Origin of the sequence: Noviherbaspirillum humi (genome assembly GCF_900188095.1) — a bacterium.
In the GTDB taxonomy this organism is placed as follows: domain Bacteria; phylum Pseudomonadota; class Gammaproteobacteria; order Burkholderiales; family Burkholderiaceae_D; genus Noviherbaspirillum; species Noviherbaspirillum humi.
The window spans coordinates 129,176-153,838 of sequence record NZ_FZOT01000015.1 but is presented as its reverse complement, the minus strand read 5'-3'; the positions used below and the strand labels follow the sequence as shown (position 1 = coordinate 153,838).

Here is a 24,663-nt window from a genome sequence, read left to right as displayed (position 1 = left end):
GACCAGGATGCCGCGGTCGGCGCCGATGGCCATGGCGGTGCGCAGGGTTTCCTGGCACTGGGTCACGCCGCAGGACACGGCCACGACTTCGGTGACCTTGCCGCCTTCTTTCAGGCGGGTCGCTTCTTCCACCGCGATCTCGTCGAACGGGTTCATCGACATCTTGACGTTGGCGATATCCACGCCGGTGCCGTCCGACTTCACCCGCACCTTGACGTTGTAGTCGACCACGCGCTTGACTGGAACCAGGACTTTCATGAGTTTGCCTTTGGAAAAATATTGACGTAAACGTAAAGCGGAACCCGCAGATTATAGAAGAGATTGCGGCAACACGCAGAAATTTAGCACGATCGTTCTATTCAGGGCTAGAGCCGGCGCACTAAAGCGTTTTAAACGCTTCCTCGGGTCGGGTTCTGTCTTATCTCAAGGAAAGGAAATACGGAGCGGCAAGCCTGAATTCAAAGCGACTCGAACATCAAGAATCTGCCTGGAAAGGCGCGATGAGAATCACGCCGGAGAAATGAGGCGCTCACTTGCGCTTCATAAAGAATACAAATTCGTCGTTGCTGCTGCTGTGCTCAAGCAGCGTATTGCCGGTCTGCTTGGCGAAGGCTTGAAAGTCCCGCACTGAGCCGGGGTCGGTAGCGATGACGCGCAGCACTTCGCCGCTGCTCAGCTCAGCCAGCGCCTTTTTCGCGCGCAGGATGGGCAGCGGACAGTTCAAGCCGCGCGCATCGACTTCCTTTTGAAATTCCATGACATTCCTCGGAAAGTGAAACCTATTCTGGAAATTCTACCCCAAAGGGCATTCGGGTTGTGCGGCGCAACAAGCCTATTTGCTGGCTTTCGAAGCGTTGCCAGCGGCATTGCCCGGCCAATCGATGAACTCGACTGGCAAGTTCCGCGCCCGCATCCAGTCGGCCATGGCGTATCCCGTGCCGGCGCGCCACGGCCGCAGCCGCTGCGGCTCGATCAGGCGGTACTCCAGCAGTTCGGGCGACAGGCGGATCTCGCCCGAGGCCTTCACGTGGTAGGCGATGATCACCTCGTTCTTGCGGATGAATTCATAGACGCCGATCAGCCTTACCTCGTCGGCGTCGAGATTGGTCTCTTCCTTCAGTTCGCGCGCCACGCCCTGCTCCGGCGTTTCGCCGCGCTCCATGAAGCCGGTGATCAGAGCGAAGGTCTTCTCCGGCCAGGCGGCATTGCGCGCCAGCAGGATGCGGCCGTCGACTTCCACCAGCGCCGCCAGCACCGGCAGGGGATTGTCCCAATGCGTCCAGTGCCCGTCCGGGCAGGCGAGGCGGACCTTGCCGCCCTCGCCCTCGTCCGCGCGCTCGACCAGCGGCGCGGCGCATGCCGGACAGAAGCGAAGCTCCATCAGGCGCGTTCGCGCACCCAGTCGGCCACGCCCTGCAGCGCGCTGCCGAGCTTGCTCGGATCGGTCCCGCCGGCCTGGGCCATGTCCGGGCGGCCGCCGCCCTTGCCGCCGACCTGCTGGGCGACGAAGTTGACCAGATCCCCGGCCTTGACCTTGCCGATGGCATCCTTGGTGACGCCGGCGATCAGGCTGACCTTGCCTTCGTTCACCGCCGCCAGCACGATGGCCGCGGTCTTCAGCTTGTCCTTCAGCTTGTCCATGGTTTCACGCAGGGTGGCGACGTCGGCGCCATTCAGCGTTGCTGCCAGCACCTTCATGCCGTTGATATCCACCGCCTGCGCGACGAGTTCATCGCCCTGGCTCGCAGCCATCCTGGACTTGAGCGCGGCCAGCTCCTTCTCCAGCGACTTCACCTGGTCCTGGACCTGGGTGATGCGCTGGGTCAGCTCCTCCGGCTGCACCTTGAGCGCGCTGGCCGCTTCGCTGACGCGCGCCGCCAGGTTCTGCACGAAGGCCAGGGCCGCCTCGCCGGTCACCGCCTCGACGCGGCGGATGCCGGCGGCGACGCCGCCTTCCGACACGATCTTGAACAGGCCGATGTCGCCGGTGCGGTTGACGTGGGTGCCGCCGCACAGTTCCTTCGAACTGCCGATGCCGAGCACGCGCACCTGATCGCCATACTTCTCGCCGAACAGCGCCATGGCGCCGTACTTGATGGCGTCGTCATAGCCCATGTGCTGGGCCTGGGTGGATTCGTTGGCCAGGATCTCGCGGTTGACGATCTCCTCCACGCGGCGGATCTCGTCGGCGGTCAGCGGCGCATTGTGGCTGAAGTCGAAGCGGGTCTTCTCCGCATCCACCAGGGAGCCCTTCTGCGCCACGTGGCCGCCCAGCACCTGGCGCAGCGCCATGTGCATCAGGTGGGTGGCGGAGTGGTTGCGCATGGTCTGGGCGCGCACCTCGGCATCGACCTTGGCGGTGACGCCGTCGCCGATGGCGAGCGCGCCGCGCGCCAGCTTGCCGTGGTGGCCGTAGACGTCGGCCTGGATCTTCTGCGTGTCGGCCACCTCGAAGGCGGCGCCGGCCGATTCCAGCAGGCCGGAGTCGCCGACCTGGCCGCCGGACTCGGCATAGAACGGCGTGGTATCGAGCACCACGATCGCTTCCTGGCCGGCCTCGATGCGCTGCACCGCGCTGCCCCCGACGTAGAGCGCGACCACCTTGCCTTCCTGCTCCAGCTTGTCGTAGCCGACGAACTCCGTCTTCTCGCCGCTGTATTCGATGCCGGCGGCCATCTTGAACTTGCCGGCGGCGCGGGCCTGCTTGCGCTGCTCTTCCATGGCGGCTTCGAAGCCGGCCTCGTCCAGCTCGACATTGCGCTCGCGGCAGATGTCGGCGGTGAGGTCCAGCGGGAAGCCGTAGGTGTCGTACAGGGTGAAGGCGGTCTTGCCGTCGAGGCGCTTGGCGTCCTTGGCCAGCGCGGCTTCCAGGATTTTCATGCCGTGCTCCAGAGTCTCGCCGAAGCGCTCCTCTTCCTGCTTCAGCACCTGCTCGACGCGGGTCTGGGCCTCGGCCAGTTCCGGATAGGCGGCGCCCATTTCCTTGACGAGGTCCGGCACCAGCTTGTAGAAGAAGGGCTTGGTCTGGCCGAGCTTGTAGCCGTGGCGCAGCGCGCGGCGGACGATGCGGCGCAGGACGTAGCCGCGGCCTTCATTGCCGGGAATGACGCCGTCGACGATCAGGAAGGAGCAGGCGCGGATGTGGTCGGCAATGACCTTCAGCGAATTGTTGGCCAGATCGGCGCAGCCGGTTTCGCGGGCGGCAGCCTTGATCAGGTGCTGGAACAGGTCGATCTCGTAATTGGAGTGCACATGCTGCAGCACGGCGGCGATGCGCTCCAGCCCCATGCCGGTGTCGACGCAGGGGCGCGGCAGCGGATGCATCACGCCCTGCTCGTCGCGGTTGAACTGCATGAACACCAGGTTCCAGATTTCGATGTAGCGGTCGCCGTCGGCGTCCGGCGAGCCCGGGGGGCCGCCCCAGACATCCGGGCCGTGGTCATAGAAGATTTCCGAGCAGGGGCCGCAGGGGCCGGTGTCGGCCATCTGCCAGAAGTTGTCGGAGGCGTAGCGGGCGCCCTTGTTGTCGCCGATGCGCACGATGCGCTCCACCGGCACGCCGATTTCCTTTTCCCAGATGCCGTAGGCCTCGTCGTCGTCCTGGTACACCGTCACCCACAGCTTTTCCTTCGGCAGCTGGTAGACCCCGGTCAGCAGTTCCCAAGCGAAGTGGATGGCGTCGCGCTTGAAGTAGTCGCCGAACGAGAAGTTGCCCAGCATTTCGAAAAAGGTATGGTGGCGCGCGGTGTAGCCGACGTTTTCCAGGTCGTTGTGCTTGCCGCCGGCGCGCACGCTGCGCTGCGAGCTGGTGGCGCGGCTGTAGCTGCGCTTGTCCTGGCCGAGGAAGACGTCCTTGAACTGCACCATGCCGGAGTTGGTGAACAGCAGGGTCGGATCGTTGCCGGGCACCAGGCTGGAAGAGCGCACGATGGTGTGGCCCTTGGATTCGAAATACTTCAGGAATTTTTCGCGGATTTCTGACGAGTTCATGGACGTGGGCAAAGGTGAATGCGAAACATGCAAACCATTGATTATACGTGATAGGCCCTGCGATGGAGGCGGGCCGCCGGCAGGGCAGACGGCCGCCCGCGCGGGGATGTCAAAACGATAATCTCTACCGCTCAAGCTTGCCTGCGGCTAACGGAATTCTGCCCCGATCACGTCGATGCGGTCAGTGCAGAAGGCGTCCACGCCCCAGGACAGCAGTTCCCGGCCGCGCGCCGGATCGTTGACGGTGTAGCAGAACAGGCCATGGCCGGACTGCTTCACCGCCGCCGTCTGGTCCGGCGTCAAATATCTATGGTTCACATGCAAGGCCGCCGCCTGCAGACGCTGCAGTCGCTGAAGCCAGTCCTCCGGCACCCTCTCAACAAGCAATCCGCGCGGAATGTCGGGCGCCGCCTGCAGCGCCGCTTCCATGGCGATCTCGGAAAAGGAAGAAAACAGCGGCAGCTGCGCCGCAGCCGCACCCGCGGCCAGTAGGTCGCCGAACCACTGCCGCGTCAGCTGCCCCACCATGCGGCCGGTTTCCGCCTCGGCTCCCGGCGCCGGCTTGATCTCGACGTTCATCCAGATGCCATGCAGGCGGCAGAAGCGCACCGCCTCCTCGTAACGCGGCACCGGTTCGCCCTCGAAGGCCGGCCCGAACCAGGCGCCGGCATCCATGGCGGCCAGCTCGGCGGCGGTGGAGGCGCTGACCGAACCTTCCTGGCGGATGGTGCGGCCGAACACCGGGTCGTGCATCAGCACCGGGACGCCATCGGCCGCCAGCATGACGTCGAACTCCACCGCGCGGAACCCGTGGGCCAGGCCGCAGCGCAGGGCGGCAAGGGTGTTTTCCGGCGCCAGGGTGCCGCCGCCGCGATGGGCGATGATGCTCGGGTAGGGCCACATGATGGAAGGACGAGAGGTTGACGAGCTGCCAGTGTAATGCCGATTGCCGTTCTTCCCTCGGCGCGCTTGCGGGTAGAATCGACCGCTCGTTCTTTTCCGATGCTTCCCTTCACGACCATGCCAGACCATCCCATGAAGACCGCCCTCGGCCATATCCGCGTGCTCGACCTGACCCGGGTGCTGGCCGGCCCCTGGTGCGCCCAGAACCTGGCCGACCTCGGCGCCGACGTGATCAAGATCGAGCGCCCCGGCGCCGGCGACGACACCCGCTCCTGGGGCCCACCCTACCTCCGCGACGAGCAGGGGCACGACACCACCGAAGCCGCCTACTATCTCGCCGCCAACCGCGGCAAGCGCTCGGTGACGCTGGACATCGCCAGCCCCGACGGCCAGGAGATCGTGCGCCAGCTGGCGCGGCAGTCGGACGTGGTGCTGGAGAACTACAAGGTCGGCCAGCTGAAGAAATACGGCCTCGACTATGCATCGCTGAAGCAGGAGAAGCCGGACCTGATCTACTGCTCCGTCACCGGCTTCGGCCAGACCGGCCCCTACGCCCAGCGCGCCGGCTACGACTTCATCATCCAGGGCATGGGCGGCTTCATGTCCATCACCGGCGAGCGCGACGACCTGCCCGGCGGCGGGCCGCAGAAGGCCGGGGTGGCGATCTCCGACCTGATGACCGGCATGTACGCCACCATCGCGGTGATGGCCGCCCTCGCCCACCGCGACCGCACCGGCGAAGGCCAGTACATCGACATGGCGCTGCTGGACGTGCAGGTGGCGATGATGGCCAACATGGGCACCAACTACCTCGCCAGCGGCAAGCCGCCGGTGCGCTGGGGCAATGCGCATCCGAACATCGTGCCCTACCAGACCTTCGCCACCGCCGACGGCCACATCATCGTGGCGGTGGGCAACGACGGCCAGTACCGCAAGTTCGTCGATGCCGGCGGCCGGCCGGACCTGGCGCAGGACGAGCGCTTCGCCACCAACCCGATGCGGGTGCGCCATCGCGACATCCTGGTGCCGCTCTTGGCCGAGATGGTGAAGACCAGGACCAAGCAAGAATGGATAGACGCGCTGGAAGCCGCCGGCGTGCCCTGCGGCCCGATCAACCGGCTGGACGAGGTGTTCGAGAACCCGCAGGTGCAGGCGCGCGGCCTGCGGGTCGACCTGCCGCATCCCACCGCCGGCAAGGTCGGTCTGGTCGGCAGCCCGATGAAGATGTCGGCCACGCCGCCGCGCTACGATCTTCCCCCGCCGCTGCTGGGCCAGCACACCGCGGAGGTGCTGGCCGACCTGCTGCGCAAGAGCGACGAGGAAATCGCCGAGCTTCGCGCCCGGGGCGTCATCTGAAAGCCTGAGCCATGTCCCGGAGGCCGCATGCCGTTCGCGCCGCCGGCATGCGGCTGGCGACGCGAATCCGGCGTTTCGTCGCATGCCGCTGTTGTCCGGCGCGGCGCGGCGCCACACTGCCCCTGTACTCATCATTCAGCAGGAGGCAATCATGGCAACCGCGCCCCTTTCCGGCATCATCCTGTTCCACGCGCTTGGCGCCGGCGGGGCTATCCTGATCGGCGGCGCGGTGCTGCTGATGCGGCGCGGCACGCCCCGGCATCGAATGCTCGGCCGTCTGTGGGCGGCCTGCATGTTCGCCACCGCCCTCTCCTCCTTCTTCATCCGCAGCGACGGGCATTTCTCGTGGATCCATGGCCTGTCGCTCTATGTGCTGATTTCGATTACGCTTGCCGTTGCGGCGATCATGCGCGGCAAGGTCTCGGTTCATCGCCGGGCGATGACCGGCACCTACGCGGGACTGGCGATCGCCGGCCTGTTCACGCTGATGCCGCAGCGCGTGCTCGGCCAGATGCTGTGGGGCGCGCTCGGCCTGCTCTGACTTTCCGGAAACCCGATGACCACGACTTCCTCCTTCAGCCTGCGGGCGGTGTTCGATGCCAACCTGCCGGAGCTGGCGCGGCAATTGCCGCGCAACCTGCTGGTCGGCCTTGCCATCGATTTCGTCTGCGCGCTGGTGGTGACCTACGTTCTGCGCGCCAGCAGTTTCGTGGTCAGCCTGGTGTTCTCGATGTGCATCGGCCTGCTGGCCCAGCTGCTGATCGATGGCGGCCGGCTGCTGTTCTGGGGCTGCAAGCGCCCGGCGGGCGTGCCGTTCATGCTGCTGCTGGCCGCCGCGGGGCCGGTGGCCTATTTCGGCGGCACGAGCCTCGGCTACCTGCTGCTCAATCCCTATTATTCCGACCTGCGCCTGTCGCTCGCCAGCCATCGAACCAGCCTGCTGGTGCTCACCCTGCTCGCCTGCTTCATCGGCAGCTGGCTGTTCTGGAGCCGCAGCCGCATGGCGGAACTGGCGGCGCGCGCCGAGGCCACCGAGAAGCGCGCGCTGCTGGCCCAGCTGCAGCTGCTGCAGGCGCAGATCGAGCCGCACATGCTGTTCAACACCCTGGCCAACCTGCAGGCGCTGATCGACATCGACACGGCGCGGGCGCAGCAGATGCTGGATCAGCTCATCGTCTACCTGCGCGCCACCCTGGCTTCCTCCCGCGCCGACACCGTCACCCTGGCGGAGGAATTCCGGCTGCTGGAGGCTTACCTGTCGCTGATGGCGGTGCGCATGGGAACGCGCCTCGCCTATTCGCTCGACCTGCCGGCGGAACTGGCGGCGCGCCGCATCCCGCCGATGCTGCTGCAGCCGCTGGTGGAAAATGCCATCCGTCACGGCCTGGAGCCGAAGGTCGGCGCCGGCCGGGTCGACATTTCCGCTGCCGTGGATGGTCCGAACCTGCGGCTGACGGTGGCCGACACCGGGCTCGGCCTGCAAGCCGCCGGCGCCACCCGGGGCAGCGGCATCGGCCTCGACAACGTGCGGGAGCGGCTGCGGGCGCTGGCCGGCGGCGGCGCCGGCTTGACCTTGCAGCCCAACGCGCCTGAAGGCACGCGGGCCACCATCACCCTGCCCTTGTGAAAACGAAGAACGGGAGACGACCATGCATCACATTCCGCCGCGCGCCCTGATCGCCGAAGACGAACCCATTCTGGCCGAAATGCTGGCGCGTTCCCTGTACCGCCTGTGGCCGGAACTGCAAATCTGCGCCGTCGCCGGCGATGGCGTGACGGCGCTGAGCGAGAGCCTCGCGTGCAAGCCGGACGTGCTGTTCCTGGACATCAAGATGCCCGGCAGGAGCGGCATCGAGGTGGCGCGCGAGCTGGCCGAGGCCTGGCCGCAGGAGCGGCCGTTTCCGCTGGTGGTGTTCGTCACCGCCTACGATGAATACGCGCTGCAGGCCTTCGAACAGGCGGCGGCCGATTACGTGCTCAAGCCGGTTAATGACACCCGCCTGGAAAAGACCATCGCCCGCCTGCGCCAGCGCCTGGAAAGCGCCGACGCCCGCCGGCAGGAGCTGGAACGGGTCGTCGGCCAGCTGCGCACGCTGCTGCCTGCGGCGCCGGCCCAGCCCGCCGCCAAGCTGGACATGGTGCGCGCCGCCGTCGGCAGCCAGGTGCGCCTGATCCCAGTGGAGAAAGTGCTGTACTTCGAGGCGGCGGACAAGTACGTGAATGTGGTGTGCGCCGACGGCGAGGCGCTGATCCGCACCAGCCTGAAGGAACTCCTGCCGCAGCTCGACCCGGAGCGCTTCTGGCAGGTCCACCGCGGCACGGTGGTGAACGTGCGCGAGGTGCAGGCGGCCCACCGCGACGACAGCGGCAGGCTGAGCCTGAGCCTGCACGGCCACGAGCGGCGGCTGCCGGTGAGCCGCCTGTTCGCGCACCTGTTCCGCCAGATGTAGATGCGGCCGCAATCTGCCGTTTTTCACGTCCGTTTTTGTACTTGTTTCGGTCCGCCCCGGTTGCTATAACACGGGCTGACGCGTCTTTTTCCCGCCTTTCCCGGCCGACCGCCCCATGCCTGCCGGCGCCGCGCCCTCCGCCACCGGGTTCCGGGAACGCCCACCGACCGGAGCCTGCATGCAAACCTTTCTCGACCGCCTGCTGTTCTGGCAGAAGTTCGCCCTGCTGAGTCTGCTGGCCATCCTGCTCGGCACGATCCCGCTCGGCTTGTATGTCGCCGAATCCCTCAACCGGGTGCGCGAGCTGACCCATGAATCCGCCGGCCTGCAACCGGTACGCCAGACGCTGCGGGCGCTGGCCCTGACCCAGCAGCATCGGGGCCTGTCGAACATCCTCCTGACCGACGGCGACACCGGCCCGGCGCGCCAGGCCAAGCAACTCGAAGCGGACCAGGCCTATGCCGACGTCGCCGCCCTGCTGCGCGGAAAGGAGGAGCGTGCGCTTGGCGACCGATGGCAACACATCCAGTCGCGCTGGCAGGCGCTGGCGACGCAGGCGGGCGCCATGAGCCTGCCTGCGCCGGACAGCTTCGCCCGGCATACCGCCTTGGTCCAGGAACTGCTGGACTTCGACGACCGGTTGCTCGAGCACTACCACCTGCGCTTCGACAGCGAGGCCGACAGCCACTACCTGATCGAAGCGGCCCTGATGCGGTCGCCGCGCTTGATGGAAGCCCTGGCGCGCACGCGCGGCCGCGGCGCCGGCCTGCTCACCCGCCATGCCGCCTCGGTGGAGGATCGAATAGACATCGGCGCCATGCTGGCCCGCGTGCAGGAAGGCTATGCCGGCGTCGAAGGCGCCCTTCGCGCCGCCCTGGCCCGCAGGCCTGATCTCGAACCGGCGCTCGGGCCCGTCCTGCAGCAAAGCCTGGATGCTGGAAAGCAGGTCGTCGCCCTGGCGCAGAAGGAAATCCTGGGTGCCGACCAGCTGGTTTTTCCGGCGGCCCGCTTCTTCAGCCTGTACACCGGCGCCATCGACCTGCAGCTCAAGCTCCAGGACAGCGCCATCGAACGCCTGGACAGTCTGCACAAGGCGCGGGCGGGGGCGCTGCTACGCAGCCGCATCGCCTTGCTGGCGCTGTTTCTCGGGCTCAGCGCCGTCTGCGCCTGGATGGCATTGGCCATCATGCGCTCGGTGACGGTGCCGATGGGAAAAGCGGTTGGCGTGGCGCGCCGCATCGCCGAGGGCGACCTCACGGCACGCATCGAGGTCCGGTCGGCGGACGAGGTCGGGCAGCTGTTCGGCTCCCTGCAGCACATGACCCTCAGCCTGCGGGATATCGTGCGCCGGGTGCAGGCCGGCAGCGACGAGATCGCGCTGGCGACGGCGCGCATCGCTTCGGGCAACAGCGACCTGGCCAACCGCACCGAAAAGCAGGCCGGGGCACTCGGGCAGACCGCCGCCTCGATGGAGCAGATCGCCTCGGCCGTTATGCAGAACGCGGACGACGTGCGCCGTGCCAGCGAGCTGGCGGCGCGCGCGTCGGACGCCGCCGCCCGCGGCGGCAGCGCGGTGGCCGACATGTCGGCCACCATGGGGCTGATCAGCGAGTCGGCGCAGCGCATCGGGGAGATCATCGGCGTGATCGATGGCATCGCCTTCCAGACCAACATGCTGGCCCTGAATGCGGCGGTGGAAGCGGCGCGGGCCGGCGAGCAGGGGCGCGGCTTCGCGGTGGTGGCGGCGGAAGTGCGCACCCTGGCCCAGCGCAGCGCCGCCGCGGCGCGCGAGATCAAGGGCCTGATCCATGCGTCGGCGAACCGCACCGCCAACGGCGCACGCCAGGTGGAATCCGCCAGCCGCGCGATGGACAGCATCATAGCCGGCGTGAGCCAGCTGGCCGACATCATCGGCCGCATCGCCACGGCCAACCGGGAGCAGACCGCCGGCGTGGCGCAGGTGCATCAGGCGGCCCGCGACATGGACCGGACCACCCGGGAAAATGCCAACCTGGTGGAGGAGGCGGCCGCCGCAGCCCTCGCCTTGCGCGAACAAACGCGGGAACTGGCGCACGCCATGGGCGTGTTCCGCCTGGAGCCGGTTAAAGGGGAACGGCCTCCCCATGAGGCCACAGACTGACGCATGCCGCTACGGTAAAATGCCCGTTTTCCCTTCAGGGCATTGCAAGCACATCACCCATGAGCAACGAATCCCGTAACAGCGCGCCTGCTCCCGCCTCCAATTTCCTGCGCGGCATCATCGACAGCGACAATGCCGAAGCCAAGTACGCCGGCCGCGCCGATTCCTCCGGCGCGCCGCTGCCCGCCGTGATCACCCGCTTTCCGCCGGAGCCGAACGGCTACCTGCACATCGGCCATGCGAAGTCGATCTGCCTCAACTTCGGCCTGGCGCGCGACTACGCCGGCCGCTGCCACATGCGCTTCGACGACACCAACCCGACCAAGGAAGAGCAGGAGTACGTCGACACCATCCTCGACAGCGTGCAGTGGCTGGGCTTCAGCTGGCAGCATGGAAACCAGGACCACCTCTACTACGCCAGCGACTACTTCGACCGGCTGTACGAGATGGCGGAGTACCTGATCAGCGCCGGTCACGCCTACGTCGACAGCCAGTCGGCGGAAGAGATGGCGGCCAACCGCGGCAGCTTTGCCGAGCCCGGCAAGGATTCGCCCTTCCGCAACCGGCCGGCGGCGGAATCGCTCGACCTGTTCCGGCGCATGAAGGCGGGCGAATTCAAGGATGGGGAGCACATCCTGCGCGCCAAGATCGACATGGCTTCGCCCAACATGAACATGCGCGACCCGGCGATCTACCGCATCCGCCACGCGCACCATCACCGCACCGGCGACAAGTGGTGCATCTACCCGATGTACGACTACACCCATCCAATCTCGGATGCGCTGGAAAACATCACCCACTCGCTGTGCACCCTGGAGTTCCAGGACCACCGGCCGTTCTACGACTGGATCCTGGAGCGACTGACCGAGGGCGGCTTCTTCAGGAAGCCGCTGCCCCAGCAGTATGAATTCGCGCGCCTCAACCTGACCTATGCGATCACCAGCAAGCGCAAGCTGCTGCAGCTGGTGGAAGAAAAGATCGTCGACGGCTGGGACGACCCGCGCATGCCGACCATCGTCGGCATCCGCCGCCGCGGCTACACGCCGGAATCGATCCAGCTGTTCTGCGAGCGCATCGGCGTGGCCAAGGCCGACAGCTGGATCGACATGGGCATCCTGGAAGCCGCCCTGCGCGACGATCTCGACGAAAAGGCGCCGCGCGCCGTCGCCGTGCTCAACCCGCTCAAGCTGATCATCGACAACTTCCCCGAAGGCGAGACGGTGGCGTGCAGCGCCCCGGCGCATCCGCATCATCCGGAGCGTGGCAACCGCAGCTTCCCGATCGGCAAGGAACTCTGGATCGAGGCCGACGACTTCATGGAGACGCCGAGCAAGGGCTTCTTCCGGCTCACGCCGGGCGGACGGGTGCGGCTGCGCTACGGCTACGTGGTGGAATGCACCGGCTGCGACAAGGACGGAAACGGGAACGTGGTGGCGGTGCACTGCGACTACTTCGCCGACAGCAAGAGCGGCACCGAGGGCGCCAACAACTACAAGGTCAAGGGCAACATTCACTGGGTCAGCGCGGCACATGCGCTGGAAACCGAGGTGAGGCTATACGACCGGCTGTTCTCCGACCCGCACCCGGATGCGGGCGGCAAGGATTTCAAGGCGGCGCTCAATCCGGATTCCAAGTCGGTGATCACCGCCTACCTGGAGCCGGGCACCGCCTCGGCGAATGCCGACGACCGCTTCCAGTTCGAGCGCCACGGCTATTTCGTCGCCGACCGGGTCGATTCCCGTCCCGGCAAGCCGGTGTTCAACCGCATCGTCACGCTCAAGGACAGCTGGGCGAAATAAAGCCCGGCTGCCGCGTCGGATCAGGTGCCCTCCGGGCGCTTGGCCGGCTGCGCGGGGCGGCTGTTGGCGCCGCTCTCCGCCGGCCGCTGTGCCGCGTTGCGCCCTGCGCTGCGGTCCCGGAAGGCGGCGAGCAGGCTTTCCACCCGGGCGTCGGGCAGAAGGAAGCCTTCGATCCCGGTGGCGCGCACGAAGGCCGACTCGGCGCCCGGATGGAAGGACAGCAGGCTGGCCTGCAGCTTGCGCACGAACCCGGCATCCAGCTGCGATGAAGCGATCACCGCATACACCGGCAGCCGCTCCGAGCGGAAGATCGCCCTGCCGCCCCGGGCTTCCCATTTCGCGATCTCGGCCGCCGAGCGGGTCGCGCCGATGTCGCAGATCCCGTTGCTCACGAAGAAGGTCACCGCTTCCGCCTCGCGGACCGGGCGCAATTCCTTGATCTTTCCGCGCACGCCGGCCTGGGCCAGCAGCAGGTCGGCGGCGGCCGCGTCGAAGGTTGCGCCAGCCACCACGCACTTGCCGGCGGCATCGGCAAGGGTCTTCGCATTCGACTCCTTCTTCACCAGAAAGGCGATGCGGTCGCTATCCGCGGCGGCGCTGACGGCCACCAGGCGGTAGCGCTTGTCCGCCAGGTAAGGCGCGGCCGCATCGGCATGCACCAGGAAAACGGGGTGGCTGCCCCGTTCCAGCGCGCCGTTCACCATGGCACTGAAGATCGGCATCACCGTCTGCCCGGTGCCGGTATCGCGGCCCACCTTGTCCATCAGCGGCCGATAATCGTCCCGCATGTTGAACAGCGACACCGAACCGCCGGCGGCGGCATTCACGCCCCAGCGCACCGTCTCGCCGAAGGCCGGCCCCGCCGCCAGGACGGCAGCGATCACACCCAAGCCGAAATCGCGCACTGCCCGTTTCAGATCCATGCTGGCTCCTTCTGATTGTTCCCATGCCGACCGTTCGCCGATCGCATTGGCCGGCAGGCATAAATCATCAGCGGGGCCGATGCAGGCGTGAAGATGACGTTTGGCAGGTCGGCCGGCTGCCGAAGCAACGGCCCGGGCAAGCGCCTTATGCCCGCTCAAGGCCGGCGGGCGCAAGGCATTGCATAGTGGGGATGGCCGGCCTTGGCGGGCCGGCTCAGGAGCGATCATGCGATCAAGGCGATATTCCGCGCGTCAGCGACGTGCGCTGGCCGGGCCGCTGCTGGCGTTGTCCCTTGCCCTGCTCAATGCATGCGGCGGCGGGGGCGGCGAAGGCAGCAGCGGCATCGGCGCGGCGGCGCTCAACAGCGCCAGCACCACCCCGGTGCCGCAGCAGCCGCTGCAGTTTTCCGCTTTCCTTACCGGCGCCCAGTCGGTGCCGCCGAATGCCAGCCTGGGCCAGGGCAGCGCCAGCGTGGTCGTCGACCTGGGGACGCGCGCCCTTTCGGCCACCGTCAGCGTCGGCGGCATTTTTGCCACCGGCGTGCGCATCCAGGAGGCGCCTCCCGGCCAGACCGGCAGCGTCGTGCTTGCGCTGACCGAAACCCTGACCGGCAGCGGCGTCTGGATCGGCCAGGCCACCCTGACGGCATCCGAACTGACGTCGCTGCGATCCGGAAACATGTACGTCAACGTGCTGAGCGCCGCCGCGCCGTTCGGCGAACTGCGCGGCCAGCTGCTGCTGCAGGCGGGCGCCGCGACGGGAACAGGCACCGGAGCGGCCACCGGCACCGGAACGGCCATCGGCACGGGCGCCGGTCTGTCCGGCACCTCGCCTTCCAGCGCGCTCGGCACGAACTGAGATCCGCAACGGCGCGCCGCAGCCGTCGGCATCGCTCTGGGCGGCTTTTGTGCTAGCCTTGCCGGCACGCCGGACATGTCCGGTCCATTGCCGTCTCTCCATGTACAACGACTTCTTCGGCCTCAGGCAAGCCCCCTTCTCCATCGCCCCCGATCCGCGCTATCTGTTCATGACGGAAGGCCACCGGGAAGCGCTGGCGCATCTGCTGTTCGGCATCGGCAGCGGCGGCGGCATCGTGCTGCTGACCGGCGAGATCGGCGCCGGCAAGACCACCATCTGCCGCTGCCTGCTGGAGCAGGTGCCGGCCAACTGCAACATCGCCTACATCTTCAATCCGAAGCTGACGGTGCTGGAGCTGTTGCAGACCATCTGCGACGAGTTCGCCATCGCGGTCACGCCCGGCCAGGGCGTGAAGGCGCATATCGATGCCCTCACGCGTCACCTGCTGGCGGCCCATGCCGACGGCCGCAACAGCGTGCTGATCATCGACGAGGCGCAGAACCTGGCGCCGGACGTGCTCGAACAGCTGCGCCTGCTGACCAACCTGGAGACCAACGAGCGCAAGCTGCTGCAGATCATCCTCATCGGCCAGCCGGAGCTGCGCGAAATGCTGGCGCAGCCGCGGCTGGAGCAGCTGGCCCAGCGCATCGTCGCCCGCTTCCACCTGAAGGCCCTGAGCGAGCAGGAAGTGGAAAGCTATGTGCAGTACCGGCTGTCGGTGGCCGGGCTGAAGGCCGCCTCGCCCTTTCCGCACAAGCTGTTTGCCAGGATCCGATCGCTCACCGGCGGCATTCCGCGCCGCATCAACCTGCTGTGCGACCGCGCCCTGCTCGGCGCCTATGCCCAGGGTAGGAAGGACGTGGACCGGGCTACGCTGGAATATGCGGCGGCCGAAGTGTTCGACGCCGAAGCCGGACACGGCGCCCGCAGCCGTCCGCAGAGCGCGCTGGCTGGCTACGCTGCCTGGGGCCTGGTGGCATGCGGCGTGCTGGCGCTGGCCGTCGGCGTGGCGCGGGACGGGCGCCTGCAGGCCTTGCTGCGCAACGGTGGGCAGACCGTGGCGAAAGCTCCCGCGGCAAGTCCTGCGAATCCCGTTCAGCCCGGCCCTGCGGCCAAGCCGGCGGAGGCGTCCGCACCGCCCCCCTCCACGCCGGCGGGCGAGCCGGCAGCCGCCGCCAATGCCCAGCCGGCCCCCTCAACCGGCAGCCGCCCGCGCCCGCAGGTGCTGGCAGAAGAGGGCGGACGCTCGATTCATGGCCTGCCGCGCAAGCAGGACGGCCAGCGTCAGCTCGCCGCGCTGTGGGGCGCGACCCTCAAAGACGGCGAGGCCCCCTGTGAACAGGCGGAGGAAGCGAAGCTGCACTGCCTGCACGGCACCGGCTTCGCCGCCCTGCGCCAGATCGACCGCCCCGCGGTGGTCGAAATGCATGATGCCGCCAACGGCATCTACTTCGCCCTGCTCACCGAGCTGAACGAAACCAGCGCCACCCTGCGCGCCGGCGACATCAGCCAGACCCTGGCCCTGCCGGTGTTCTCGCGCTACTTCAGCGGCGACTTCGACACTTTCTGGCGCGCCGATGCCGGCCCGCGCCAGATCCTCAGGCTGGGCGATGCCGGCCCCGAGGTCGAGTGGCTGGCGCAGCGGCTGGCCCGGCTCAACGGCAGCCGCCCCGCCGGCAGCAAGGAATTCGACGCGGCGCTGCAGAAACAGGTGCGGGAGTTTCAGCAAATGCAGGGCTTGCCGGTCGACGGCGTGGCCGGACCGGTCACCCTGATGCAGCTCGCCCGCGCCACCGGCGCAAAGGAGCCGCGCCTGCGGCCGGTCGCCGCATTGATCACTGCTTCATCCGAGGAATAACGCATGTCTTTCATTCTGGACGCCTTGAAGAAGGCGGAATCGGAACGCGACGCCGGCAAGGTGCCCGACCTGCAGGCCCAGCCGCAGATCGCCTCCGGACGGCGGCCAGCGCCGGCTTCGGCGGGACGCCGCGCCAGGCTGTTCATCCTCGGCGCGGCAGGCGCCGCCATGCTTGCCGCCGGCATCTGGCTGAACCAGGGCGCGCGGACCCCGGCACCCGTCTCCGCGCCGTCCGCCGCGCCCGCAGCCCCGTCCGCCCCTGCAATCGCCGCGCCGCCGCCTGCCACGACGCCGCCTCCCCCGGTGGCACAGGCGGCGCCGCAGCCACCGGCCGCGCCGGAAAGCGCACCGGCGGACAGGAACGCGGCCGCATCGCAGCCGGGCCCCGATGCGGCCGCCCGGCGCGAGGCGGCACGCAACCGGCAGAAGGAAAGAGAGAAGGAAAAAGAGAAGGAGGCGCAAGCCCGCGCCAAGGCACAGGCGAAAAAGGAAGCGGCCCTGGCGGCAAGGCCGGCCGAACCGGCGCCGCCGCCGGCCGGCACTTTCCAGCAGTTGCCGGAACAGGTGCAGCGCGAGATTCCGGCCTTCTCCGTCAACGGCTTCCTTTATTCACCGAATAAGGCCGACCGCTCGGTGCTGATCAACCAGAAGCTGATGCATGAAGGCGAGGAAGTCGCGCCCGGGCTCAGGCTGGAAAGCATCACCAGCAGCGGCATGATCCTCAACTACCGGGGCCACCGCTACCGCGCCTCGTATTGACCAGCGCTTCGTGGTGCGATCGGAGAACGGGCGGCGCCCATGGCCAGGGGCGGCGAGTGAGCGCGGCAAGGAAGGGAGGATGTCCCTTCCCTTTTGCCACGAGCCGGCGAACGGCTAGTGCAGCGCCGCCGGAGCCGGATGCATCTGCATGCCGCGCCGGGCGGCCGACGTACCGGCCCGGGCGACAGCATCGATGGCCGACACGATTTCCTCCGGCGCGGCGTAATGCAGCATGTGGCCCACGCCCGGCAGGATGCGCAGGTCGCCGTGGGGCAGGAGCCGATGCAGGCTCTCGGTGTGCACCCCGGTATCCACCACCCTGTCCTCGGCGCCGGCCAGCAGCGCCAGCGGCAGCCGCAGTTCCCGGTAGCGCCTGCTCAGCTGCATGGCGGCCGGCACCATCAGCGCCGCTTCGGCGGCGCTGGCATGCAGCTGATCCGGCCTCAGCGCCATCCAGGGCGGGAACTGTTCGAAGCGCTGCGGCACGTCCGCCGGCGCGAACGCCTGCCGGATGATGGCGGGCCACATCAGGCGGCCGAGCAGCGGCGACACGGTGTGCCGCATCAGCGTGCCGAACAGCGGGATCGCCGGCACCGCCTGCGGAATGGCATCGAGGCGCGGCGTCGGGAAGTAGTAGCCGGAGGCCAGCACGAGACCGCCCACGTACGCCGGAAACTCCAGCGCCATGGCAAGCGCCACCAGGGTCCCCCAGGAATGGCCGACCACGATCGGGTTCTCGATACCGAGCCTGACCAGGGCATGATGCAGCAATTGCGCCTGCGCCATCGGCTGCCAGCCGGCGAAACCCGGCTTGGCGCTGTAGCCGTAGCCGGGACGGTCGAAGGCGATCGCGCGGTAGTTGCGGGCCACCTTGTCGAGCAAGCCGCTGATCGCATAATCCTGCAGCGTCACGCCGCGTCCATGCAGCAGGACCACCGGACGGCCCCTGCCGCGCTCGAGGTAATGCAGGCGCATGCCCTCGACGTCGATGAATTGCCCCAGCGGCGGGTTGTCCCATTCCACCGCCTTGGTCTGGCGGCGCACCGTCATTGCCGCCAGCGCCAGGACGGCGCCGACGCCGGCCGCCCAGGCCGTCCGGTTGCCGCTGCTGCGCGTGCTTGCCTTGCTCTGCTTCATCTCTGGCTGATGTCCCATATTGTCCTCCCGTCGCATTGCTTGCCATTGGAGCAAGATGCCTTGGCCGAGTTCAATCCGGCGGCGGCGGCCGATCCTGCGTACAATCGACCGCACAACAGCCAGGAGGAACGACATGACGCAGACCAGGGACGCTGCCTATTTCAACCGCATCGGCCAGGATCACCTGCCGGCCTACCTCGGGCTCGTCGTCGGCGAGATCGGCGAAGGACGGCTCACCGCGGAACTCGCCCTGCGCCGGGACCACATGGCGCCCAATGGCTTTCTCCATGCCGGCACCATCGTCACCCTGGCCGACACCGCCTGCGGCTATGCCTGCGTCGCCCACCTGCCGCACGGCGCGAGCAGCTTCACCACCATCGAGCTGAAGAGCAATTTCCTCGGCACCGCCACCGAGGGCACCATCGATTGCGAAGCGAAGGCGGTCCACCTCGGCAAGACCACCCAGGTATGGGACGCTCTCGTGACCCACCGCGACAGCGGCAAGCTCATCGCCACCTTCCGCTGCACCCAGATGATCCTCTGGCCGCGCCAATGACTCGGCAAGCCGGCCTGTTCGATCCGGCGGCACCGGGCTTCGAGGAAATCGAACTGGCCGACGCCAGGATGCGCTTCATGCCGCGCTTCTATGACCCGGCCGAGGCCGACCGCCTGTTCGACCTGCTGCTGAAGGAAACCGACTGGCGCCAGGAAAGCGTCGTGATCGCCGGCCAGGCGCGGCAGCAGCCGCGGCTGTGCGCCTGGATCGGGGACGTCGGCTATGCCTATTCCGGCCTGAGCCTGGCAGCCCGCGCCTGGTCGCCGACGCTGGCCCGCATTCGCCAGCAAGTGGAAGCTGCCAGCGGCCATGCCTACAACAGCGTGCTGCTCAACCTCTATCGGAACGAAGCCGACGCCATGGGCTGGCACAGCGACAGCGAGCCGGAACTGGGCCCGGACCCGGCGATCGCTTCTTTGAGCCTCGGCGCCACCCGCAGCTTCCGCCTGCGCCATGCGCGCCGCCGCGACCTGCGGCCGCTCTCGCTGGCGCTCAGCCATGGCAGCCTGCTGCTGATGGAAAGCGGCGTGCAGCGCTTCTGGCGCCATGCGGTGCCCAGGGAAAGCGCGCCTTGCGGGCCACGCATCAACCTCACCTTCCGCTGGATTGGGGCTGGATAGAGACACATACACCTTTGTTACAGCTTTCACCGCGCCGTTTCCCCCAACAGGGGAGGGATGCGGCAAAATGCGGATATGTTTCACTGAAGAACCATCGCCGGTTCATTTCCGCAGCCATCATGATCAAATCACTACGCATCGCCCTTCCCGCCGTCCTCGTGCTCGGCCTCGGCGCCGGCAATCCGGCCCAGGCCGATCCTCCGCCCTGGGCGCCGGCCCACGGCCACCGCGCCAAGGAAGCGGCTCGCCGCCAGTACAACTATGTCTACTATCCGGCGCAGCAGGTCTACTACGCCCCCGACACCCGCAGCTGGTTCTGGCTCAATGGCGGCAGCTGGCAGGTCGGCGTCAACCTGCCGGTGCAGTTCCAAGGCTACGTCACCAGCGGCGTGCCGGTGGTGCTGCAGACCGAGCGTCCCTACACCCAGCATGTCTACGTCGAACAGAACTACGGCCGCCCGTGGCGCGAGCAGCATGGCCACGGCAACGGACACGGCCATGGACATGGCCACGACAAGGAAAAGCACAAGCACAAGCATGACGACTGAGCTCGATCGGCTCGCCAACATTGGGGCAGATGCGACAGCGTCTGCCTTTTTCTTTTGCGGCGCGGATTTCCGGACGCCGCCATTGCTAGAATGATGACTTGCATTCAAGAAACCACGCCATGAGCGGCCAACGGAGTTCCGGATGAGTTATCTGGCTGTCAAGCATCTTCACATCACCTTCGCCGTGCTGAGCGGGATGTTTTTCTTCATCCGCGGGCTGTGGATGATGAGCGATTCCACCCTGCTCCAGCGGCGCTGGGTGCGCATCGTGCCGCATGTGAACGACACCCTACTGCTGGCCGCCGCCATCGCCCTGGCCGTCTGGAGCGGGCAATATCCCTTTGCGCAGGGCTGGCTGACGGCCAAGGTGGTCGGCCTGATCCTCTACATCCTGCTCGGCACCGTCGCCCTCAGGCGCGGCAAGACCAAAAAGATCCGCATCGCCGCCTTCTTCGCGGCGCTGGCGGTGTTCGCCTACATCATCAAGGTCGCGGTCACGCGCCAGGTGTTCTGATGCTCGACCTTACCCATCCGGCGAAAACGCCGTCCACTTTCGGCACCGGCACCTACAGCCTGCAAGGCGTTCAACTGTTCGACGGCGCCTCGCTCGCCGACGTGGCGCCGCTGCTCGCACATTGCCCGGTGCTGCGCATCGCCGCCGGAACCCGGCTGGAACGTGGCGCCGACCAGCCGGCGCGGCTCTACGTGGTGCTGAGCGGCGCGCTTGAAGTCGGCACCGACGACGAGCGCAGCGACGGCAGCAGCAGCCGGGTGCTGGCGGGCGAATGCACCGGCGAGCTTTCGGTGCTGGAAGAGGACAGCGGCGCCGAGCGCATCCGCGCCCTGCAGGAGTCGGAACTGCTGATGATCGACGCCCCCACCGTATGGCGCCTGATTGATGCCTCCAACGGCGTGGCGCGCAACCTGCTGCGCCTGCTTTCCTTCCGCATCCGCGCCGCCAACGCCCAGCTGCGCCGGCGCCAGAAGCTGGGGGAGTTCTACCGCCAGCTGTCCATGGTCGACGGCCTCACCGGCCTGCAGAACCGGGCCTGGCTGGACAGCCACTTCCCCGGCATGGTGGACGAGGCGCAAGCCGGCGGCAATCCGCTGTCGGTGATCCTGATCGACCTCGACCACTTCAAGCGCTTCAACGACGAGCATGGCCACCTGGTCGGCGACGAGGCGCTCAAGGCCGCCGGCAAGGCGATCACCGGCGCCCTGCGCCCGACCGATTTCGCGGTGCGCTACGGCGGCGAGGAGCTGATGGTGATTCTGCCCGGCACCGGCCAAGCCGGCGGCATGATGGTGGCCGAACGTCTGCGCGAGCGGCTGCGCCAGTCAGTAATTTTTTCCGACATGCGCCTGCCCTTGCCGCACATGACGGCGTCGCTGGGCGTGGCGACCTTCCAGCTGGACCAGTCGGCGCCGGAGCTGATCGCCGCCGCCGACGCCGCGCTCTACCGGGCCAAGGAAGCCGGACGCGACCGCATCTCGCTCTGAGCCCCTTCCATGAATCGCAGGTGAGTCTTTCCTCGCGGCCACGGGCACGGAACTTGTTTATTCACCCACATTGGTAAACAATCCCTGCCGGCGCACACGCGCCTATCGATTCCGGAGAATGACATGAGATGGGAAGGCAATCGCGAGAGCGACAACGTGGAGGACCGCCGCGGCGATGACTACGGCGGCGGTGGCGGCGGCGGTTTCGGCTTCGGCGGACGCTCGATCGGCATCGGCACCATCGTGGTGGCGCTGGTCGGGTCCTATTTCCTCGGGATCAACCCGGTCACCCTGCTCAACCTGCTCAGCGGCGGCGGCGGACAGGTAGCGCCGGTGCAGCAGGCGCCGGCGCACCGGCCGCCGGCCAACGACCAGATGGCGCGCTTCGTCTCCACCGTGCTGGCCGACACCGAAGATACCTGGACCGGCCTGTTCCGCCAGAGCGGCCGCCAGTACGTCAATCCCAAGCTGGTGCTGTTCTCCGGCGCGACGCCGACCGCCTGCGGCACCGGGCAGACGGCCACCGGCCCCTTCTACTGCCCGGGCGACCAGCGCATCTACATCGACCTCAGCTTCTACCGCCTGATGCAGCAGCGCTTCAAGGTATCCGGCGAATTCGCCCAGGCCTACGTCATCGCGCACGAGGTCGGCCACCACGTGCAGAACCTGATGGGCATATCCGGCAGGGTCGACGCCGCCCGGCGCCGTGCCTCCGAAGCCCAGGGCAATGCCCTGTCGGTGCGGCTGGAACTGCAGGCCGACTGCTTCGCCGGCGTGTGGGCCTACCACGCCGACCGGGCGCGCAACATCCTGGAGCAGGGCGACATCGAGACTGCGCTCAATGCCGCCAGCGCCATCGGCGACGATGCACTGCAGCGCCAGGCCACCGGCCATGTGGTGCCGGACTCCTTTACCCATGGCAGCTCGGCGCAGCGGGTGCGCTGGTTCCGGCGCGGCATCCAGACCGGGCAGATCACCGCCTGCAACACCTTCGAGGCGCAGCAGTTGTGAGGCGGGGCTGGTAGAATCGCCACCCGCTTGCCGAATGTCTTCCCGAGTCTCCATGTCCGTTCATGAATCCCTGCCGCTGCTGGAGCAATCCCTGTCCGACCTGAAGCAGGGGCGGCTGTCGATCGCGGCCTTCTGCAGCCTATGGCGGACGCAATCGGCTCTGCTGGCCCGGCTGCCGCCACGCTACACGGCGGTCATGGAAGACATGCTGGGCCGGATGGAAGCCGGCAGCCTGTTCACCGAAGAGAGCTGCTCGTTCAGCCAAGAAGACCTGCAAGCCAACCTCGCCATCTGGCTGCAGAAGGCGCGACAGCAACTCCACGGAACCTGACATGCAAAAACTCGAATTCATCCTCGATGGCGAATTCATCGAACTCAATCAATTGCTGAAGCTCACCGGCCTGTGCGACAGCGGCGGCGCGGGCAAGGCCATGGTGGCCAGCGGCGCGGTGTCGGTCGATGGCCAGCAGGAATTACGCAAGACCTGCAAGGTCCGCGCCGGCCAGGTGGTGGCCGTGGGCGATGCCCGCATTGCGGTCAAGGCTGGCTAGTCCGGCAACTGCTTCGTTTCTTCGCGGCAGCTTCCTGCTTCCTTTATCCCCTCCGCGTCCGGTCCGCCGGACGCTCTCTCCCTGATCTGCTTTCCCCTGCTCCGGAATTCGCCTTTCGGGTGAACTCCGCCGCCGCGCCATGGTCTGAATTAGCTTGGCCTTTTTCCCCTTCCTTGCGCGGATGGATTCGCCCGATGTTCGACCATTACGGCAAACTGCTTTTCATTGACCTGGAGACCACCGGGGTGAATCCGGCCACCGATGTCATCACCGAAATCGGTATCGTCGAGGTGAGCGCCACAGGCGTGGAGCGCTGGTCCACCCTGGTCAACCCGGAGCGGCCGCTGCCGCTGCCGGTGCAGCGCCTGACCGGCATCAGCGACGCCATGGTGCGCCATGCGCCGGCGTTCGCCGACGTGGCGCCTGAACTGCTGCGCCGCCTCGAGGGAGCCTTGCTGATCGCCCATAACGCCCGCTTCGACTACGGCTTCCTGCGCCATGCCTTCAGGCGCCTCGGCATGACCTTCCGCGCCGAGACGCTGTGCACCGTCAAGCTGTCGCGGCGGCTGTTTCCGGCGGAACCGAAGCACAACCTGGATGCCATCATCGCCCGCCATGGGCTGCATGCCGCCGAGCGCCACCGGGCGCTGGCCGACGCCGACCTGCTATGGCAGTACTGGCGCAAGCTGGAGCGCGCGGTGCCGGCCGAAGCGATGCATGAAGCGGTGCGGGCGCTGCTGCAGAAGCCGGCGCTGCCGGCCCATCTCGATGCCGACCTGCTCGACGACGTGCCCGACGGCCCCGGCATTTATCTCTTCTATGGCGAGCATGACGTGCCGCTCTACATCGGGCGCAGCAGCCAGCTGCGGGCGCGGGTCATGGCCCACTTCGCCAGCAGCCGCCAGTCGTACAAGGATGCGCAGCTGGCGCGCCAGCTGCGGCGCATCGATTGGCAGGAAACGGCGGGCGAACTCGGCGCGGCGCTGCTGGAAGCGCGCTTGGCGCACATGCTGCAGCCGGTGCACAACCTCGCCTTGCTCCAGGATGCGCAATTCTGCGCCTGGCAGCTGCAACCCTCGCCGCAGGGCGGGCTGGAGCCGCGCCTGGTGTGTGCCGACGATGACGACTTCGATCCGGACGATGGCTTGTACGGCCTGTTCCAGTCGCCGCGCAAGGCGCAGGCGGCGCTGCGCGGATTGGCCGAGCGCGACGGCCTGTGCCCGGTGCTGCTCGGACTGGAGCCGGGACGGGAAGCGCCGCCGCTGCCGTTCACCGAGCGTTCCCTGCATCACTGCCCGGCCTGCGCCGGGCAAGGCGAACAGCACGGCCACGGCGAGCGCCTGAGGGCTGCGCTGCGCGGCATGCGCCTGCAGCCCTGGCCGCATGCCGGCGCAGTGGCGGTGATCGAGGCCGGCACCGATGGCCGGCAGGACATTCATGTGTTCGACAACTGGCGGCATCTCGGCACGGCGCGCGACGAGGGCGGCATCTGGTCGCTGCTGGAAGATGCGCCGGCGCGGCCCGCATTCGACCCCGAGACTTACCGCATCCTGTCGCGCGTTTTTGCCGAAGGCCGGTTCAAGGTGCGGCCGCTCACCCGGTCGCGCGCCGTTCGCCGGCAGCGCGGCGGCACGGCACAGCTGGCCTGCTGAGCCGGCACGCCAGCCGCGCGCCGAGGCGGCGCCATGCTTCCACCTCCAATG

At 67.6% G+C, this 24,663-nt stretch carries 25 protein-coding genes; 18 read left to right on the top strand and 7 right to left on the bottom strand.

What is annotated here, in order from left to right:
- The 5 genes from CHB88_RS18800 to ugpQ all read right to left on the bottom strand — a co-directional run.
- Window positions 1–258 (bottom strand): electron transfer flavoprotein subunit beta/FixA family protein (locus CHB88_RS18800; RefSeq protein ID WP_425436129.1); only part of this gene is annotated, 258 nt, incomplete at its 3' end.
- Window positions 259–529: 271 nt separating this feature from the next.
- On the bottom strand, window positions 530–757 hold the full coding sequence (locus CHB88_RS18795; RefSeq protein ID WP_089400885.1) for a sulfurtransferase TusA family protein: 228 nt from the start codon (window positions 755–757) through the stop codon (window positions 530–532).
- Window positions 758–832: 75 nt separating this feature from the next.
- Window positions 833–1,381: an NUDIX domain-containing protein gene (locus CHB88_RS18790; RefSeq protein WP_425436128.1), complete on the bottom strand. Its 549-nt coding sequence runs from the start codon at window positions 1,379–1,381 to the stop codon at window positions 833–835.
- Window positions 1,381–3,990 carry an alanine--tRNA ligase gene (gene alaS / locus CHB88_RS18785; RefSeq protein WP_089400883.1) on the bottom strand — a complete coding sequence of 870 codons (2,610 nt, stop codon included), beginning with the start codon at window positions 3,988–3,990 and terminating at the stop codon, window positions 1,381–1,383. Before alaS ends, CHB88_RS18790 begins: the two co-directional genes overlap by 1 nt.
- A 147-nt stretch (window positions 3,991–4,137) precedes the next feature.
- Window positions 4,138–4,893 carry a glycerophosphodiester phosphodiesterase gene (gene ugpQ, locus CHB88_RS18780; RefSeq protein ID WP_089400882.1) on the bottom strand — a complete coding sequence of 252 codons (756 nt, stop codon included), beginning with the start codon at window positions 4,891–4,893 and terminating at the stop codon, window positions 4,138–4,140.
- Between the two features lie 132 nt (window positions 4,894–5,025).
- Between ugpQ and CHB88_RS18775 the strand changes: the two genes are divergently transcribed.
- From CHB88_RS18775 to CHB88_RS18750, 6 genes are all read left to right on the top strand, one after another.
- Window positions 5,026–6,249: a CaiB/BaiF CoA transferase family protein gene (locus CHB88_RS18775; RefSeq protein ID WP_245845070.1), complete on the top strand. Its 1,224-nt coding sequence runs from the start codon at window positions 5,026–5,028 to the stop codon at window positions 6,247–6,249.
- A 151-nt stretch (window positions 6,250–6,400) separates the two neighbouring features.
- A complete protein-coding gene (locus tag CHB88_RS18770; protein WP_176442550.1) occupies window positions 6,401–6,790 on the top strand; it encodes a DUF2306 domain-containing protein in 390 nt (129 codons plus the stop codon).
- A gap of 15 nt (window positions 6,791–6,805) precedes the next feature.
- On the top strand, window positions 6,806–7,876 hold the full coding sequence (locus tag CHB88_RS18765; RefSeq protein ID WP_089400880.1) for a sensor histidine kinase: 1,071 nt from the start codon (window positions 6,806–6,808) through the stop codon (window positions 7,874–7,876).
- Between the two features lie 22 nt (window positions 7,877–7,898).
- Window positions 7,899–8,699: a LytR/AlgR family response regulator transcription factor gene (locus CHB88_RS18760; protein WP_089400879.1), complete on the top strand. Its 801-nt coding sequence runs from the start codon at window positions 7,899–7,901 to the stop codon at window positions 8,697–8,699.
- Window positions 8,700–8,877: 178 nt separating this feature from the next.
- Window positions 8,878–10,839, top strand: a complete 1,962-nt coding sequence (locus CHB88_RS18755) for a methyl-accepting chemotaxis protein (protein ID WP_089400878.1) — start codon at window positions 8,878–8,880, stop codon at window positions 10,837–10,839.
- Between the two features lie 59 nt (window positions 10,840–10,898).
- A complete protein-coding gene (locus CHB88_RS18750) occupies window positions 10,899–12,638 on the top strand; it encodes a glutamine--tRNA ligase/YqeY domain fusion protein (protein ID WP_089400877.1) in 1,740 nt (579 codons plus the stop codon).
- Between the two features lie 20 nt (window positions 12,639–12,658).
- On the opposite strand, the gene CHB88_RS18745 is transcribed toward CHB88_RS18750, so the two are convergent.
- On the bottom strand, window positions 12,659–13,561 hold the full coding sequence (locus tag CHB88_RS18745) for a PhnD/SsuA/transferrin family substrate-binding protein (RefSeq protein ID WP_176442549.1): 903 nt from the start codon (window positions 13,559–13,561) through the stop codon (window positions 12,659–12,661).
- A gap of 226 nt (window positions 13,562–13,787) precedes the next feature.
- On the opposite strand from CHB88_RS18745, the gene CHB88_RS18740 reads away from it, so the two are divergent.
- The 3 genes from CHB88_RS18740 to CHB88_RS18730 all read left to right on the top strand — a co-directional run bounded on the left by CHB88_RS18740 (window position 13,788) and on the right by CHB88_RS18730 (window position 17,037).
- On the top strand, window positions 13,788–14,420 hold the full coding sequence (locus CHB88_RS18740) for a CHRD domain-containing protein (RefSeq protein WP_089400875.1): 633 nt from the start codon (window positions 13,788–13,790) through the stop codon (window positions 14,418–14,420).
- 100 nt (window positions 14,421–14,520) lie between these two features.
- Window positions 14,521–16,278, top strand: coding sequence for an ExeA family protein (locus tag CHB88_RS18735; RefSeq protein ID WP_089400874.1), 1,758 nt, complete (start codon window positions 14,521–14,523; stop codon window positions 16,276–16,278).
- Between the two features lie 3 nt (window positions 16,279–16,281).
- Window positions 16,282–17,037, top strand: coding sequence for a general secretion pathway protein GspB (locus CHB88_RS18730; protein WP_089400873.1), 756 nt, complete (start codon window positions 16,282–16,284; stop codon window positions 17,035–17,037).
- A gap of 114 nt (window positions 17,038–17,151) precedes the next feature.
- On the opposite strand, the gene CHB88_RS18725 is transcribed toward CHB88_RS18730, so the two are convergent.
- Window positions 17,152–18,192, bottom strand: coding sequence for an alpha/beta fold hydrolase (locus tag CHB88_RS18725; RefSeq protein ID WP_089400872.1), 1,041 nt, complete (start codon window positions 18,190–18,192; stop codon window positions 17,152–17,154).
- Window positions 18,193–18,307: 115 nt separating this feature from the next.
- Here CHB88_RS18725 and CHB88_RS18720 point away from each other — a divergent pair, with 115 nt between their 5' ends.
- The 9 genes from CHB88_RS18720 to CHB88_RS18680 all read left to right on the top strand — a co-directional run bounded on the left by CHB88_RS18720 (window position 18,308) and on the right by CHB88_RS18680 (window position 24,612).
- Window positions 18,308–18,730, top strand: coding sequence for a PaaI family thioesterase (locus CHB88_RS18720; RefSeq protein WP_089400871.1), 423 nt, complete (start codon window positions 18,308–18,310; stop codon window positions 18,728–18,730).
- Window positions 18,727–19,350 (top strand): alpha-ketoglutarate-dependent dioxygenase AlkB family protein, encoded by a 624-nt coding sequence (locus CHB88_RS18715; protein WP_089400870.1) that lies wholly within the window; start codon window positions 18,727–18,729, stop codon window positions 19,348–19,350. The genes CHB88_RS18720 and CHB88_RS18715 overlap by 4 nt, the downstream gene beginning before the upstream one ends.
- A 119-nt stretch (window positions 19,351–19,469) precedes the next feature.
- Window positions 19,470–19,898 carry a hypothetical protein gene (locus CHB88_RS18710; protein WP_089400869.1) on the top strand — a complete coding sequence of 143 codons (429 nt, stop codon included), beginning with the start codon at window positions 19,470–19,472 and terminating at the stop codon, window positions 19,896–19,898.
- 142 nt (window positions 19,899–20,040) lie between these two features.
- Complete coding sequence (locus CHB88_RS18705) at window positions 20,041–20,412, top strand: SirB2 family protein (RefSeq protein ID WP_089400868.1); 372 nt, start codon at window positions 20,041–20,043, stop codon at window positions 20,410–20,412.
- Entirely contained in the window at window positions 20,412–21,398 is a 987-nt protein-coding gene (locus CHB88_RS18700) for a GGDEF domain-containing protein (protein WP_089400867.1), read from the top strand. The genes CHB88_RS18705 and CHB88_RS18700 overlap by 1 nt, the downstream gene beginning before the upstream one ends.
- A gap of 123 nt (window positions 21,399–21,521) precedes the next feature.
- Window positions 21,522–22,409, top strand: coding sequence for a KPN_02809 family neutral zinc metallopeptidase (gene ypfJ / locus CHB88_RS18695; protein ID WP_089400866.1), 888 nt, complete (start codon window positions 21,522–21,524; stop codon window positions 22,407–22,409).
- A 52-nt stretch (window positions 22,410–22,461) separates the two neighbouring features.
- Window positions 22,462–22,740 (top strand): hypothetical protein, encoded by a 279-nt coding sequence (locus CHB88_RS18690; RefSeq protein ID WP_089400865.1) that lies wholly within the window; start codon window positions 22,462–22,464, stop codon window positions 22,738–22,740.
- A gap of 1 nt (window position 22,741) precedes the next feature.
- Entirely contained in the window at window positions 22,742–22,960 is a 219-nt protein-coding gene (locus tag CHB88_RS18685; RefSeq protein ID WP_089400864.1) for an RNA-binding S4 domain-containing protein, read from the top strand.
- 194 nt (window positions 22,961–23,154) lie between these two features.
- The gene (locus tag CHB88_RS18680; protein WP_089400863.1) at window positions 23,155–24,612 is read left to right on the top strand and encodes a 3'-5' exonuclease family protein; all 1,458 of its coding nucleotides are present in this window, start codon (window positions 23,155–23,157) and stop codon (window positions 24,610–24,612) included.
- Window positions 24,613–24,663: the final 51 nt, after the last annotated feature.

Coding starts and splice junctions, on each gene's coding strand:
- CHB88_RS18715 (WP_089400870.1), top strand. CDS start 18,727: ATGACTCGGCAAGCCGGCCTGTTCGATCCGGCGGCACCGGGCTTCGAG.
- CHB88_RS18775 (WP_245845070.1), top strand. CDS start 5,026: ATGAAGACCGCCCTCGGCCATATCCGCGTGCTCGACCTGACCCGGGTG.
- CHB88_RS18740 (WP_089400875.1), top strand. CDS start 13,788: ATGCGATCAAGGCGATATTCCGCGCGTCAGCGACGTGCGCTGGCCGGG.
- alaS (WP_089400883.1), bottom strand. CDS start 3,990: ATGAACTCGTCAGAAATCCGCGAAAAATTCCTGAAGTATTTCGAATCC.
- CHB88_RS18795 (WP_089400885.1), bottom strand. CDS start 757: ATGGAATTTCAAAAGGAAGTCGATGCGCGCGGCTTGAACTGTCCGCTG.
- CHB88_RS18770 (WP_176442550.1), top strand. CDS start 6,401: ATGGCAACCGCGCCCCTTTCCGGCATCATCCTGTTCCACGCGCTTGGC.
- CHB88_RS18735 (WP_089400874.1), top strand. CDS start 14,521: ATGTACAACGACTTCTTCGGCCTCAGGCAAGCCCCCTTCTCCATCGCC.
- CHB88_RS18790 (WP_425436128.1), bottom strand. CDS start 1,381: ATGGAGCTTCGCTTCTGTCCGGCATGCGCCGCGCCGCTGGTCGAGCGC.
- CHB88_RS18700 (WP_089400867.1), top strand. CDS start 20,412: ATGCTCGACCTTACCCATCCGGCGAAAACGCCGTCCACTTTCGGCACC.
- CHB88_RS18710 (WP_089400869.1), top strand. CDS start 19,470: ATGATCAAATCACTACGCATCGCCCTTCCCGCCGTCCTCGTGCTCGGC.
- CHB88_RS18725 (WP_089400872.1), bottom strand. CDS start 18,192: ATGGGACATCAGCCAGAGATGAAGCAGAGCAAGGCAAGCACGCGCAGC.
- CHB88_RS18685 (WP_089400864.1), top strand. CDS start 22,742: ATGCAAAAACTCGAATTCATCCTCGATGGCGAATTCATCGAACTCAAT.
- CHB88_RS18745 (WP_176442549.1), bottom strand. CDS start 13,561: ATGGATCTGAAACGGGCAGTGCGCGATTTCGGCTTGGGTGTGATCGCT.
- CHB88_RS18705 (WP_089400868.1), top strand. CDS start 20,041: ATGAGTTATCTGGCTGTCAAGCATCTTCACATCACCTTCGCCGTGCTG.
- CHB88_RS18730 (WP_089400873.1), top strand. CDS start 16,282: ATGTCTTTCATTCTGGACGCCTTGAAGAAGGCGGAATCGGAACGCGAC.
- ugpQ (WP_089400882.1), bottom strand. CDS start 4,893: ATGTGGCCCTACCCGAGCATCATCGCCCATCGCGGCGGCGGCACCCTG.
- ypfJ (WP_089400866.1), top strand. CDS start 21,522: ATGAGATGGGAAGGCAATCGCGAGAGCGACAACGTGGAGGACCGCCGC.
- CHB88_RS18750 (WP_089400877.1), top strand. CDS start 10,899: ATGAGCAACGAATCCCGTAACAGCGCGCCTGCTCCCGCCTCCAATTTC.
- CHB88_RS18755 (WP_089400878.1), top strand. CDS start 8,878: ATGCAAACCTTTCTCGACCGCCTGCTGTTCTGGCAGAAGTTCGCCCTG.
- CHB88_RS18720 (WP_089400871.1), top strand. CDS start 18,308: ATGACGCAGACCAGGGACGCTGCCTATTTCAACCGCATCGGCCAGGAT.
- CHB88_RS18760 (WP_089400879.1), top strand. CDS start 7,899: ATGCATCACATTCCGCCGCGCGCCCTGATCGCCGAAGACGAACCCATT.
- CHB88_RS18690 (WP_089400865.1), top strand. CDS start 22,462: ATGTCCGTTCATGAATCCCTGCCGCTGCTGGAGCAATCCCTGTCCGAC.
- CHB88_RS18765 (WP_089400880.1), top strand. CDS start 6,806: ATGACCACGACTTCCTCCTTCAGCCTGCGGGCGGTGTTCGATGCCAAC.
- CHB88_RS18680 (WP_089400863.1), top strand. CDS start 23,155: ATGTTCGACCATTACGGCAAACTGCTTTTCATTGACCTGGAGACCACC.